The 12,778-nt window shown below is 52.1% G+C and carries 12 protein-coding genes and 5 tRNA genes; 13 read left to right on the top strand and 4 right to left on the bottom strand.

Annotation, left to right across the window (positions count from 1 at the left end; translation table 11 throughout):
* The first annotated feature begins 53 nt into the window (after positions 1-53).
* The 6 genes from fliZ (at position 54) to sdiA (ending at position 5,037) form a co-directional block, all read left to right on the top strand.
* On the top strand, positions 54-605 hold the full coding sequence (gene fliZ, locus ABIB59_RS01945) for a flagella biosynthesis regulatory protein FliZ (RefSeq protein WP_041851809.1): 552 nt from the start codon (positions 54-56) through the stop codon (positions 603-605).
* Positions 606-689: 84 nt separating this feature from the next.
* Entirely contained in the window at positions 690-1,490 is an 801-nt protein-coding gene (gene tcyJ, locus ABIB59_RS01940; protein WP_041851808.1) for a cystine ABC transporter substrate-binding protein, read from the top strand.
* A 101-nt stretch (positions 1,491-1,591) separates the two neighbouring features.
* Positions 1,592-2,578 (top strand): D-cysteine desulfhydrase, encoded by a 987-nt coding sequence (gene dcyD, locus ABIB59_RS01935; RefSeq protein WP_071196380.1) that lies wholly within the window; start codon positions 1,592-1,594, stop codon positions 2,576-2,578.
* A gap of 21 nt (positions 2,579-2,599) precedes the next feature.
* Entirely contained in the window at positions 2,600-3,268 is a 669-nt protein-coding gene (gene tcyL / locus ABIB59_RS01930; protein WP_041851806.1) for a cystine ABC transporter permease, read from the top strand.
* Entirely contained in the window at positions 3,265-4,017 is a 753-nt protein-coding gene (gene tcyN, locus ABIB59_RS01925; RefSeq protein WP_079496411.1) for an L-cystine ABC transporter ATP-binding protein TcyN, read from the top strand. The genes tcyL and tcyN overlap by 4 nt, the downstream gene beginning before the upstream one ends.
* Positions 4,018-4,314: 297 nt before the next feature.
* Entirely contained in the window at positions 4,315-5,037 is a 723-nt protein-coding gene (gene sdiA / locus ABIB59_RS01920) for a quorum-sensing transcriptional regulator SdiA (protein ID WP_041851804.1), read from the top strand.
* 70 nt (positions 5,038-5,107) lie between these two features.
* On the opposite strand, the gene ABIB59_RS01915 is transcribed toward sdiA, so the two are convergent.
* Both ABIB59_RS01915 and ABIB59_RS26330 read right to left on the bottom strand, forming a co-directional pair.
* Entirely contained in the window at positions 5,108-5,332 is a 225-nt protein-coding gene (locus tag ABIB59_RS01915; protein ID WP_071196383.1) for a DUF2594 family protein, read from the bottom strand.
* 12 nt (positions 5,333-5,344) lie between these two features.
* On the bottom strand, positions 5,345-5,467 hold the full coding sequence (locus tag ABIB59_RS26330; protein ID WP_418904016.1) for a hypothetical protein: 123 nt from the start codon (positions 5,465-5,467) through the stop codon (positions 5,345-5,347).
* Between the two features lie 328 nt (positions 5,468-5,795).
* Here ABIB59_RS26330 and uvrY point away from each other — a divergent pair, with 328 nt between their 5' ends.
* From uvrY to ABIB59_RS01885, 6 genes are all read left to right on the top strand, one after another.
* Entirely contained in the window at positions 5,796-6,452 is a 657-nt protein-coding gene (gene uvrY / locus ABIB59_RS01910; RefSeq protein WP_041851802.1) for a UvrY/SirA/GacA family response regulator transcription factor, read from the top strand.
* Positions 6,449-8,281, top strand: coding sequence for an excinuclease ABC subunit UvrC (gene uvrC, locus ABIB59_RS01905; RefSeq protein WP_354033814.1), 1,833 nt, complete (start codon positions 6,449-6,451; stop codon positions 8,279-8,281). Before uvrY ends, uvrC begins: the two co-directional genes overlap by 4 nt.
* A 56-nt stretch (positions 8,282-8,337) precedes the next feature.
* Positions 8,338-8,886, top strand: coding sequence for a CDP-diacylglycerol--glycerol-3-phosphate 3-phosphatidyltransferase (pgsA, locus tag ABIB59_RS01900; RefSeq protein WP_041851800.1), 549 nt, complete (start codon positions 8,338-8,340; stop codon positions 8,884-8,886).
* Between the two features lie 149 nt (positions 8,887-9,035).
* Positions 9,036-9,111 (top strand) — tRNA-Gly (locus tag ABIB59_RS01895).
* A 52-nt stretch (positions 9,112-9,163) separates the two neighbouring features.
* Positions 9,164-9,237: transfer RNA gene (locus tag ABIB59_RS01890), tRNA-Cys, on the top strand.
* A gap of 12 nt (positions 9,238-9,249) precedes the next feature.
* Positions 9,250-9,336 (top strand) — tRNA-Leu (locus ABIB59_RS01885).
* Positions 9,337-10,230: 894 nt separating this feature from the next.
* Here the strand turns inward: ABIB59_RS01885 and ABIB59_RS01880 are convergent.
* Positions 10,231-10,318 (bottom strand) — tRNA-Ser (locus tag ABIB59_RS01880).
* Between the two features lie 1,105 nt (positions 10,319-11,423).
* Positions 11,424-11,511 (bottom strand) — tRNA-Ser (locus ABIB59_RS01875).
* 271 nt (positions 11,512-11,782) lie between these two features.
* Between ABIB59_RS01875 and ghrA the strand changes: the two genes are divergently transcribed.
* Entirely contained in the window at positions 11,783-12,721 is a 939-nt protein-coding gene (ghrA, locus tag ABIB59_RS01870) for a glyoxylate/hydroxypyruvate reductase GhrA (RefSeq protein WP_354033812.1), read from the top strand.
* Positions 12,722-12,778: the final 57 nt, after the last annotated feature.

Genomic DNA, 12,778 nt, shown 5'->3' with positions numbered 1-12,778 from the left:
ACTGGATCGCCCCTGAAAAATGCCGCACAACGCATTGACAACCAGGAGTTATCATGACGGTGCAGCAACCTAAAAGACGGCCACTAAGCCGCTATTTAAAAGACTTTAAACACAGCCAAACGCATTGCGCACATTGTCACAAATTACTCGACCGCATCACCCTGGTGCGTCGAGGCGAAATTGTGAACAAAATTGCAATCTCACGCCTGGATATGCTTCTGGATGAGGCAGCCTGGCAGCAGGAACAAAAAGAATGGGTGGCACTCTGCCGATTCTGCGGGGACCTGCATTGCAAAGAGCAAAGTGATTTCTTCGATATCATTGGATTTAAACAATTCCTGTTCGATCACACTGAAATGAGCCATGGCACGGTGCGTGAATACGTCGTTCGTCTTCGCCGCCTCGGAAATCATTTGAGTGAGCTTAATATCTCCCGTGATCTTCTTGACGAAGGGTACCCTGATGAGAATCTGGAACCCTGGTTACCTACCACCAGTACCAATAATTACCGTATCGCGTTGCGTAAGTACGCACAATTTAAAGCACAATCACGCTTTAACGTTGTGCAAAAGATCGCTGTCGGTGCTCGATCTGATATATATTAAAAATGAATAAAATGTGACGCACAGGTGCCTGAAAATGATTCAGGTACCGTGCGTTACGCTCTTCATTTTCTGGTCGGAGTCACTATGAAACTTGCACTTTTGGGTCGTCAGGCGCTGATGGGGGTTATGGCTGTCGCGCTGGTTGCGGGGATGAGCGTCAAAACGTTCGCCGCTGAAAATCTACTGAATAAAGTTAAAGAGCGTGGCACCTTGCTGGTTGGACTGGAAGGCACTTATCCGCCGTTCAGTTTCCAGGGGGATGATGGCAAGCTCACCGGGTTTGAAGTGGAGTTTGCCGATGCGCTGGCGAAACATTTGGGCGTGAAAGCGGACCTGAAACCCACCAAGTGGGATGGCATGCTGGCGTCGCTGGATTCAAAACGTATTGATGTGGTGATTAACCAGGTCACTATCTCTGACGAACGTAAGAAAAAATATGATTTCTCCACTCCCTACACCGTCTCCGGGATTCAGGCGCTGGTGAAAAAAGGCAATGAAGGAAGCATCAAATCCGCAGCCGATCTGAAAGGCAAAAAAGTGGGTGTGGGTCTGGGTACCAACTATGAAGAGTGGCTGCGTGCCAACGTGCAGGGCGTGGATATCCGCACCTACGATGATGACCCGACCAAATACCAGGATCTGCGTGTAGGCCGCATTGACGCCATTCTGGTGGACCGCCTGGCCGCCCTCGATCTGGTGAAAAAAACCAACAATACGCTGGCCGTTGCGGGTGATGCTTTCTCTCGTCAGGAATCCGGTATCGCATTGCGCAAAGGTAACGAAGACTTGCTGAAAGCCATTGATGCGGCGATTGCCGACATGCAGAAAGACGGCACGCTGAAAGCGCTATCGGAAAAATGGTTCGGCGCTGATGTAACGAAGTAATCTCTCCGTAAGAAAAAAGGCGCTACCTTCAGCGCCTTTTTTATTTACGCGCGGTATACGTGCATAATAAAAGCCATTCCTATCTCGCTACCGGAGGATCGATGTCCTTGCAAAATCTCACCCGTTTTCCCCGCCTGGAATTTATCGGCGCGCCGACGCCGCTTGAATACCTGCCGCGATTTTCTGATTTCGTCGGTCGTGACATCTTTATTAAGCGCGATGATGTTACCCCCATGGCGATGGGGGGGAACAAGCTGCGTAAGCTGGAGTTTCTCGCCGCAGACGCGCTACGCGAAGGGGCCGACACACTGATTACCGCAGGGGCTATTCAGTCTAACCACGTGCGCCAGACGGCGGCGGTGGCGGCAAAGTTGGGGCTGCACTGCGTGGCGCTGCTGGAAAACCCCATTGGCACGACCGCGGAAAACTATCTGACCAACGGTAACCGCCTGTTGCTGGACCTGTTTAATACGCAAATCGAAATGTGCGACGCGCTGACCGATCCCAAACGCCAACTGGATGAGCTGGCAACACGTATTGAAGCGCAGGGTTTTCGCCCTTACGTGATTCCGGTTGGCGGCTCAAACGCGCTGGGGGCGCTGGGTTATGTCGAAAGTGCGTTAGAAATTGCCCAACAGTGTGAAGGTGCCGTGGGGCTCTCTTCGGTCGTGGTGGCGTCGGGCAGCGCCGGAACGCATGCCGGGCTGGCGATTGGTCTGGAACAACTGCTCCCGGATGTCGAGTTAATCGGCGTGACGGTATCGCGCAGTGTGGCTGACCAAAAACCCAAAGTAGTGACCCTGCAACAGGAGATCGCGCAACTGCTGGAGGTGAAGGCCAGCGCAGAGATTACCCTCTGGGATGACTATTTTGCGCCGGGATACGGTCAGCCGAATGATGAAGGCATGGAGGCGGTTAAACTGCTTGCGCGCCTGGAAGGTATTCTTCTCGATCCTGTCTATACCGGCAAGGCGATGGCAGGGCTGCTTGATGGGATTGAGCAAAAGCGTTTTAAAGATGACGGCCCGATTTTGTTTGTCCACACCGGTGGCGCTCCGGCGCTGTTTGCCTATCACCCACATGTTTAATTGCCGGGCAGAACAACCATAATGCAAGAAAGTCTACAACTGGTGATCGACTCTGCGCCGTACCTGCTTAAAGGGGCGGTATTTACGCTGCAACTGAGCATCGGCGGCATGTTCTTTGGCTTGCTGCTGGGGTTTGTGTTGGCGTTAATGCGCCTCTCCCCGCTGCTCCCTGTGCGCTGGCTGGCGCGCATCTATATCTCGATTTTCCGTGGTACGCCGCTCATCGCCCAGCTTTTTATGATCTACTACGGGTTGCCGCAATTTGGCATAGAGCTGGACCCGATCCCGGCGGCGATGATCGGTCTGTCGCTCAATACCGCCGCTTACGCCTCGGAAACCTTGCGTGCGGCTATCTCGTCTATCGATAAAGGGCAGTGGGAAGCCGCCGCCAGTATCGGGATGACACCATGGCAAACGTTACGGCGCGCAATATTGCCACAGGCCGCGCGTGTGGCATTGCCGCCGCTCTCTAACAGCTTTATCAGCCTGGTGAAAGATACCTCGCTGGCGGCGACGATTCAGGTGCCGGAACTGTTCCGTCAGGCGCAACTGATCACCTCACGTACGCTGGAAGTGTTCACAATGTATCTGGCCGCTTCGCTCATTTACTGGGTTATGGCGACGGTACTCTCTGCGTTGCAGAACTATTTTGAAAACCAGTTGAACCGGCAGGAGCGCGATCCGAAATGAGTGCCATCGAAGTGAAAAACCTGGTGAAACAATTCCACGGCCAGACGGTGCTGCACGGCATCGATCTGGACGTGGCGCAAGGGGAAGTGGTGGCTATCATTGGGCCCAGCGGATCCGGTAAAACCACGCTATTGCGCAGTATCAATCTACTGGAGCAGCCTGAAAGCGGTACGATTCGGGTGGGTGACATAACCATCGATACGGCAAAACCGATAGGACAACAGAAAAACCTGATTCGCCAGTTGCGCCAGCATGTAGGCTTTGTGTTCCAGAACTTCAATCTCTTTCCGCATCGTACGGTGCTGGAAAACATTATTGAAGGCCCGGTCATTGTGAAAGGCGAACCGAAAGAGGAAGCGACAGCGCGGGCACGAGAGTTGCTGGCTAAAGTCGGGTTAAGTGGTAAAGAGACCAGCTATCCGCGGCGTTTATCCGGCGGACAACAGCAGCGTGTGGCGATTGCGCGCGCGCTGGCAATGCGCCCGGATGTCATTCTGTTCGATGAACCGACCTCGGCGTTGGATCCTGAACTGGTAGGGGAGGTGCTCAATACCATCAGGCAACTGGCGCAGGAAAAAAGGACGATGGTGATTGTCACCCATGAAATGAGCTTTGCGCGCGATGTGGCGGACCGGGCCATCTTTATGGACCAGGGGCGCATTGTCGAACAGGGCGCTGCAAAGTCGCTATTCGCCAATCCGCAGCAGCCACGCACACAGCAGTTTCTGGAAAAATTCCTGATGCAGTAATGATTCACCGATTCGGCAGCAACTCGCTTTCCGAATCGGTGATTAATGCTAACTTAAGCTAAATTTATTCGTGCGCTTTTAATCATATGCATTGCCAATAAAGATATTTGACCACACTTTGCCGTCGCGTTTTCCCACAAAAAACAGTGTTTTCTGCCTTATCTGCTCGCCATAACCTATGAAAATTTTTACTGATTTTCGCTGATACCGATATTTCACACTTATAAAAAAGATTTATGTGTTAATTTAATGTATCCATAATAATGATTATTATTGTCAGGGGTGATATCGGTCAGTATGCAGGATAATGACTTTTTCTCGTGGCGCAGGGAGATGCTGCTACGTTTTCAGGAGATAACGGACAAGGAAGAGGTATATTCAACATTAGAGCAGCAAACGCAGCTGCTTGAATTTGATTTTTTTGCACTGTGTGTCCGACATCCGGTGCCGTTCACGCGCCCGAAAATCAATGTACACACCACGTATCCGGATGCCTGGATGGCGCATTATCAGTCCGAAAATTATTTCGCTGTCGACCCGGTACTCAAACCAGAGAATTTCCTGCACGGGCATTTGCCGTGGAATGACAAATTATTTCACGAGACGCCGGAATTATGGAATGGTGCGCGGGATTTTGGATTACGCAAAGGGATTACGCAGTGTTTGATGCTGCCAAACCACGCAATGGGATTTTTGTCCGTGTCCCGCACAAGTATTCTCCATCATCCACAGCATGATGAAGAGATTGAGTTGCGCCTGCAAACGCTGATTCAGCAAAGCCTGATCACGCTTTCCCGGCTGGGTGACAATATGGTCATTGCGCCAGAAATGAAATTCAGTAAGCGCGAGAAAGAAATTCTGAAATGGACAGCGGAAGGGAAGACATCGGCCGAAATCGCTATGATTTTGTCCATATCTGAGAATACGGTGAATTTTCACCAGAAGAACATGCAGAAAAAATTCAACGCACCGAATAAAACGCAGATTGCCTGTTATGCGGCTGCGACGGGAATTATCTGACCTGAACCTTCGTTCTGCGTGCCAGACGTATACCGGCTGCCAGCTTTTGTAGGCTGCCAGCCGGATTCACTTACTGGCGATAAGCCTGTTTGATCTGCTTCACCGTGTTGGTGAACACCGCCGCCTGGGTTTCATCTTCCAGCGCTGCGATCTGTTTTTCCATTTTAAGGATGACGCGACCTGCATCGGCCTGTCCCATAGCCTGCAACATCAGCGTGATCATCATTTTCAGGCATGAGACTTCCTGAGCCAGTTCCTGGTTATTATCAGCAGTGGAAAAATCAGGTGTGCTCATTTATTTACCTCGTTAAGTTACCGTGCTTAGCGTGACGGTGAATGTCAAAGCGGCGGAGTATACCACAAGCCAGGGGAAAAATAGCAGTGGTTGTTTTTTGCACGTACCCGCTGTCTGGTTTATTAAATTAAACATTAGTCATATATTTAATTTGAATAGCGTAGGCAAAATATATGTTTAATAGAGGTAGAATGACGGTTAATTATTGTTACAAAGTGCCGCTTTAAATTCCCCATCAGAATAAAACTGTGCGTTCAGGCAGCTTTCCGAAAAGTACTTTTAAACTCGCAAACCTGATATGGCGCGGGGTGTGAAAGTTTCCACAAAATGTACAGGTTAATTTCCAAAAACGAGACCGAAATCGAATGAGTGGCATTTTTTAACTTTCATTAACGCAGCAAAAACCGTTAGTATGTGAAGAATTAGCTTGCAGCAGCGTCATCCCTTTTCTGGAGATATTCCATTGATCAACGTACTTCTTGTTGATGACCACGAACTGGTGCGCGCAGGGATACGACGCATTCTCGAAGATATTAAAGGCATAAAAATTTCTGGCGAAGTTTGTTGCGGCGAGGATGCCGTAAAATGGTGCCGGGCGCATTCTGTCGACGTTGTGTTGATGGACATGAACATGCCGGGCATCGGTGGCCTTGAAGCCACACGCAAGATTGCGCGCGCTAATATCGACACCAAAGTCATCATGCTTACCATTCACACAGAAAACCCGCTTCCGGCGAAAGTAATGCAAGCTGGCGCGTCAGGTTATCTCAGCAAAGGCGCTGCCCCGCAGGAAGTCGTCAATGCGATTCGCTCCGTTCATTCCGGGCAGCGATACATTGCGTCCGACATTGCTCAGCAGATGGCTCTCAGTCAGATTGAACCGGAAAAAACCGACTCACCGTTCGAGAGTTTGTCTGAACGCGAATTGCAGATTATGCTGATGATCACTAAAGGTCAGAAGGTCAATGAGATCTCTGAGCAACTGAATCTCAGCCCCAAAACGGTGAACAGCTATCGTTACCGCATGTTCAGTAAATTGAACATTCATGGTGACGTGGAGCTGACTCACCTGGCGATTCGCCATGGTCTGTGCAATGCGGAGACGTTAGCAAGTCAGTGAATGAAGTTTTCGATTCAAAAGCCTTTCTCAAGACAGTAACCAGCAAGCCGGGTGTCTACCGAATGTATGACACCGGCGGCACAGTTATCTATGTAGGCAAAGCAAAAGATCTTAAAAAGCGCCTCTCCAGTTATTTTCGCAGCAATCTCGCCTCGCGAAAGACAGAAGCGCTGGTTGCACAGATCCAACAGATTGACGTCACGGTAACCCATACCGAGACGGAAGCGTTATTGCTGGAACACAACTACATCAAGCTCTATCAGCCGCGCTACAACGTGCTGCTGCGCGATGATAAATCCTATCCTTTTATTTTCCTGAGCGGTGATACCCACCCGCGCCTGGCTATGCACCGTGGTGCGAAGCACGCTAAAGGGGAGTACTTTGGCCCGTTTCCTAATGGTTATGCTGTGCGGGAAACCCTGGTGCTCTTGCAGAAAATATTCCCGGTCCGCCAGTGCGAAAATAGTGTCTATCGCAACCGCTCGCGTCCGTGTCTGCAATACCAGATTGGCCGCTGTCTTGGCCCCTGCGTGGCGGGGCTGGTGAGCGAAGAGGAGTACGCACAGCAGGTGGACTATGTGCGGCTGTTCCTTGCCGGTAAAGATGATCAGGTGCTCACGAAACTGATTACCCGGATGGAAAAAGCCAGCCAGGCGCTGGAATTTGAAGAGGCGGCGCGTATTCGCGATCAAATTCAGGCCGTACGCCGGGTCACCGAAAAACAGTTTGTCTCAAATACCGGGGACGATCTGGATGTGATCGGCGTGGCGTTCGATGCTGGCATGGCCTGTGTGCATGTGCTCTTTATTCGTCAGGGCAAGGTGCTGGGTAGCCGGAGTTATTTCCCGAAAGTGCCGAATGGCACTGAACTTGGCGAGGTGGTGGAAACCTTTGTCGGGCAGTTTTACCTGCAGGGAAGCCAGATGCGCACGCTGCCAGGTGAGATCCTGCTTGATTTCAACCTCAATGACAAAACGCTGCTGGCGGATTCGTTGTCTGAGCTTGCCGGACGCAAAGTTAACGTGCAGACCAAACCACGCGGCGATCGGGCGCGTTATCTGAAGCTGGCACGTACGAATGCCGCGACGGCGCTCAGTACGAAATTGTCGCAGCAGTCGACCGTCCATCAACGCCTGACCGCGCTGGCGACCTTGCTCAAATTGCCGGAAGTGAAGCGTATGGAGTGTTTCGATATTAGCCATACAATGGGTGAGCAGACGGTGGCGTCCTGTGTGGTGTTTGATGCCAACGGGCCGGTACGTGCGGAATACCGGCGATATAACATTACGGGCATCACGCCTGGTGATGATTACGCCGCCATGAATCAGGTGTTGCGTCGTCGTTACGGGAAAGCGATTGAAGAGAACAAAATTCCGGATGTGATTTTGATTGATGGTGGGAAAGGGCAGTTAGGGCAGGCCAAAACGGTATTTGCCGAACTCGACGTCCCATGGGATAAACATCATCCGTTGCTGTTGGGCGTGGCGAAAGGAACAGACCGTAAAGCAGGGCTCGAGACCTTATTCTTTGAACCTGAAGGCGAAGGGTTTAGTCTTCCGCCAGATTCCCCGGCACTGCATGTGATTCAGCATATTCGCGATGAGTCGCACGATCATGCCATCAGCGGCCACCGTAAAAAGCGGGCAAAGGTGAAGAATACCAGTACGCTGGAAACCATCGAAGGTGTTGGTCCAAAACGCCGCCAGATGCTGTTAAAGTACATGGGTGGTCTGCAGGGTTTGCTGAATGCGAGCATTGAAGAAATTGCAAAAGTGCCGGGCATCTCGCAAGGTCTGGCAGAAAAGATCTACTACTCGTTGAAACATTAAGGGCTCTGTAGCAACATAGGGTCAAAATTTACTGACAACAGATAGTTACCGTCATTATGCGATTTAATATCCCTACGTTGCTTACCCTGTTTCGCGTCATTCTTATCCCGTTTTTTGTTTTGGCATTTTATCTGCCTTTTCAATGGGCTTCGTTCGCATGCGCGCTGATTTTTCTGGTTGCCGCCGTAACCGACTGGTTTGACGGCTTCCTTGCGCGTCGCTGGAACCAGAGCACGCGATTTGGCGCATTCCTGGACCCGGTAGCGGACAAAGTGATGGTCGCAATCGCAATGGTGCTGGTAGCAGAGCATTACCATACCTGGTGGGTGACGTTGCCGGCGGCTACTATGATTGCCCGTGAGATCATTATTTCGGCCCTGCGTGAATGGATGGCGGAGCTGGGGAAACGCAACAGCGTTGCCGTCTCCTGGATCGGTAAAGTGAAAACGACCGCGCAGATGACTGCACTGGTCTGGATGCTGTGGCGTCCAAACGAGTGGGTAGAGTGGGCGGGGATTGGTCTGTTCCTGGTTGCTGCGGTACTGACATTGTGGTCGATGTTGCAATACCTGAACGCGGCACGCGGAGATTTGCTTGAACAGTGATCGTTTCGCGTTAATTTTCAGCAAACGATCCGGGTTTTGAAAAATATCGTTGACTCAGTGCGTCAGGTAAGTAGAATGCATCGCATCAGACGGCAGCGTAGCTCGCCAGAAGATAACAAAATCAAGTGATTAGAACAAAACTTGATATTGCGGGAATAGCTCAGTTGGTAGAGCACGACCTTGCCAAGGTCGGGGTCGCGAGTTCGAGTCTCGTTTCCCGCTCCAGTTTACAAGCATCGGCATATTGCGGGTGCTGGTCGAAAGGCCTGAAGAATCTGGCGCGTTAGCAAAGCGGTTATGTAGCGGATTGCAAATCCGTCTAGTCCGGTTCGACTCCGGAACGCGCCTCCAATTTCTTCCCGAGCCCGGGTGGTGGAATCGGTAGACACAAGGGATTTAAAATCCCTCGGCGTTCGCGCTGTGCGGGTTCAAGTCCCGCCCCGGGTACCATGGGAAAGATAAGTATAATCAAAGCAATAAGCAGTGTCGTGAAACCACCTCCGGGTGGTTTTTTTGTTTTTATACACTCCTTTCCGAAGATGCGACATATGGTGGTTTTCCCCTGACCGCGTAGCCATTCACGTTTTCTGATCCCCGATAACAGTAACAGTTTTCACTTTTCGGTCTTCTATTGTTGCCTGAGGTGTGTCCTCTGGCCGCAGTTTGGCGGCCAGATGAAAGCGTCCATAGCTGATGACATCAACTCACTGAAAATGGGCAACGATATGCTGCTGAGTTTTAGTCGCTTGCGAAAACTCAGAGGATCTGCTGGAGATCTGCGGGTTCAGCATTCCATTGCCATCAATTCCCAGAGATTTAAGAATGGGAAAGGGTTGCTTCCTCGCAGGCTCGTCATCTGTCCACCCGGCTGGCGCCGGTTGTCGAACCCGGGCGGGGGTTCTCATCCCCCCTGGTATGGGAGACTATAAAAAGAAAAAAGCCCGTACTTTCGTACAGGCTCTTATCTGAAATGATGGCGGTGAGGGGGGGATTGACTCGCTTCACTCGCCCTGCGGGCCGCTTCCTCGCAGGCTCGTCATCTGTCCACCCGGCTGACGCCGGTTGTCGACCCCCGGTCGGGGGTTCTCATCCCCCCTGGTGTGGGAGATTATAAAAAGAAAAAAGCCCGTACTTTCGTACAGGCTCTTATCTGAAATGATGGCGGTGAGGGGGGGATTGACTCGCTTCGCTCGCCCTGCGGGCAGCTTCCTCGCAGGCTCGTCATCTGTCCACCCGGCTGGCGCCGGTTGTCGAGCCCCCGGTCGGGGGTTCTCATCCCCCCTGGTATGGGAGATTATAAAAGAAAAAAGCCCGTACTTTCGTACAGGCTCTTATCTGAAATGATGGCGGTGAGGGGGGGATTCGAACCCCCGATACGTTGCCGTATACACACTTTCCAGGCGTGCTCCTTCAGCCACTCGGACACCTCACCACATTGTTTTGCTGCCACACCACTGGGGGGCAACGGGGCGCTACTATAGGGAGTTGCGCTAAAACGGTCAAGCATATTTTCGGTATTGATGATTGTTCGCTTAAGGTATGAGCAACGGCAGGGAAATGATGGCTGGCAATGCGCAGATTCGTCTTGCGGTATCAGGCCCGGTTGTCTGATTTCCCCCGGATGCGCTGGCGCTTATTCGGGCTACCGGATAACGGTGCACACTGAACCGATCAGAGGGGCGAGGGGAAATAAAAGCACATTGCTGGCATTTGAACTTTCATTGGGTTCTCATCCCCCCTGATATGGGAGATTATAAAAGAAAAAAGCCCGTAGTTTCGTACAGGCTCTTATCTGAAATGATGGCGGTGGGGGGGGATTGACTCGCTTCGCTCGCCCTGCGGGCAGCTTCCTCGCAGGCTCGTCATCTGTCCACCCGGCTGGCGCCGGTTGTCGAGCCCCCGGTCGGGGGTTCTCATCCCCCCTGGTATGGGAGATTATAAAAGAAAAAAGCCCGTACTTTCGTACAGGCTCTTATCTGAAATGATGGCGGTGAGGGGGATTGACTCGCTTCGCTCGCCCTGCGGGCAGCTTCCTCGCAGGCTCGTCATCTGTCCACCCGGCTGACGCCGGTTGTCGAGCCCCCGGTCGGGGGTTCTCATCCCCCCCTGGTGTGGGAGATTATAAAAGAAAAAAGCCCGTACTTTCGTACAGGCTCTTATCTGAAATGATGGCGGTGAGGGGGGGATTGACTCGCTTCGCTCGCCCTGCGGGCCGCTTCCTCGCAGGCTCGTCATCTGTCCACCCGGCTGGCGCCGGTTGTCGACCCCCGGTCGGGGGTTCTCATCCCCCCCTGGGGTGGAAGATTATAAAAGAAAAAAGCCCGTACTTTCGTACAGGCTCTTATCTGAAATGATGGCGGTGAGGGGGATTGACTCGCTTCGCTCGCCCTGCGGGCAGCTTCCTCGCAGGCTCGTCATCTGTCCACCCGGCTGACGCCGGTTGTCGAACCCGGTCGGGGGTTCTCATCCCCCCCCTGGTATGGGAGACTATAAAAGAAAAAAGCCCGTACTTTCGTACAGGCTCTCATCTGAAATGATGGCGGTGAGGGGGGGATTCGAACCCCCGATACGTTGCCGTATACACACTTTCCAGGCGTGCTCCTTCAGCCACTCGGACACCTCACCACATTGTCTTCCCGATGTTGTCGGGACGGGCGCTAATGTAGGGAAAACCGGCACTTCCGTCAATCTTCTTTTTCAATAAATTAGCGCGTTTAGACAAACTTCAATCAACTTGCTTCTTAAATGTTCTGAAACTGGCTTTTTTCCCCGCGAAACACTTTTATGAAGACTTTCAGTGATATTTGCTAAGGTGATGTGTGAACATAATCATCTAACAAAACGGCAAGTAAACCCGACATTTACCGGGAAACAACACCATCAATCTGGAGCAGAAATGGAGATTATCTTTTATCACCCGACCTTCGATCCCGCCGCCTGGCTGCCAGCATTGCGCAAGGCATTACCCGGTGCGAACGTACGTGAATGGCGCGAGGGTGATGATGGCCCTGCCGATTATGCGCTGGTCTGGCATCCGCCTGTTGAAATGCTACGCGGTCGTGAGCTCAAAGGGGTGTTTGCGCTGGGGGCCGGCGTCGACTCTATTCTGAGTAAGCTCAAGGCGCATCCGGAAATGCTGGCGCAACACATCCCGCTATTTCGCCTGGAAGATACTGGCATGGGATTGCAGATGCAGGAATATGCGGTGAGCCAGGTACTGCACTGGTTCCGTCGGTTTGATGATTACCAGGCATTAAAACAGCAGGCCAAGTGGCTGGAGCTGGAAGAATATCGGCGCGAAGATTTTACCATTGGCATCCTTGGCGCCGGAATACTGGGGGCGAAAGTGGCCGCCAGCCTGAACGCCTGGGGTTTTCCGCTACGCTGCTGGAGTCGGTCACGTAAAGATCTGCCGGGCGTGGTCAGTTTTGCAGGGGCGGAAGAGTTTGGCGCGTTTCTGCACGGAACACGCGTATTGATCAATTTATTGCCTAACACCCCAGAAACGGTGGGGCTCATTAACCTGAGCGTGATAAACCAACTGGCGGACAATAGCTATATTATGAACCTGGCGCGCGGTGTTCACGTTGTTGAAGACGATCTTCTGCAGGCGCTTAATAGCGGCAAAGTGAAAGGAGCAATGCTGGATGTCTTTAGCCGCGAGCCGCTGCCAGCCGACCATCCGCTCTGGGCGCATCCCCGCGTTGCCATGACGCCACATATTGCGGCCACCACCCGTACAGATGAGGCTATTGCTTTTATTGCTACTGCGATCGACAAACTTGAACGTGGCGAAAGGGTGAAAGGTCGTGTCGATCGCCTTCGCGGTTATTAATGACACTTACGTGTCAGGCCGGGTTTTTCATTAAAAATGGCGGCGATAACTGCTATC

The sequence above is a fragment of the Citrobacter sp. UYEF32 genome, assembly GCF_040546205.1.
GTDB lineage: Bacteria > Pseudomonadota > Gammaproteobacteria > Enterobacterales > Enterobacteriaceae > Phytobacter > Phytobacter diazotrophicus.
Note: the sequence above shows the minus strand (reverse complement) of the source record. Positions and strands in the feature narration are given on the sequence as shown.

Coding starts and splice junctions, on each gene's coding strand:
- fliZ (WP_041851809.1), top strand. CDS start 54: ATGACGGTGCAGCAACCTAAAAGACGGCCACTAAGCCGCTATTTAAAA.
- tcyJ (WP_041851808.1), top strand. CDS start 690: ATGAAACTTGCACTTTTGGGTCGTCAGGCGCTGATGGGGGTTATGGCT.
- dcyD (WP_071196380.1), top strand. CDS start 1,592: ATGTCCTTGCAAAATCTCACCCGTTTTCCCCGCCTGGAATTTATCGGC.
- tcyL (WP_041851806.1), top strand. CDS start 2,600: ATGCAAGAAAGTCTACAACTGGTGATCGACTCTGCGCCGTACCTGCTT.
- tcyN (WP_079496411.1), top strand. CDS start 3,265: ATGAGTGCCATCGAAGTGAAAAACCTGGTGAAACAATTCCACGGCCAG.
- sdiA (WP_041851804.1), top strand. CDS start 4,315: ATGCAGGATAATGACTTTTTCTCGTGGCGCAGGGAGATGCTGCTACGT.
- ABIB59_RS01915 (WP_071196383.1), bottom strand. CDS start 5,332: ATGAGCACACCTGATTTTTCCACTGCTGATAATAACCAGGAACTGGCT.
- ABIB59_RS26330 (WP_418904016.1), bottom strand. CDS start 5,467: ATGTTTAATTTAATAAACCAGACAGCGGGTACGTGCAAAAAACAACCA.
- pgsA (WP_041851800.1), top strand. CDS start 8,338: ATGCGATTTAATATCCCTACGTTGCTTACCCTGTTTCGCGTCATTCTT.
- ghrA (WP_354033812.1), top strand. CDS start 11,783: ATGGAGATTATCTTTTATCACCCGACCTTCGATCCCGCCGCCTGGCTG.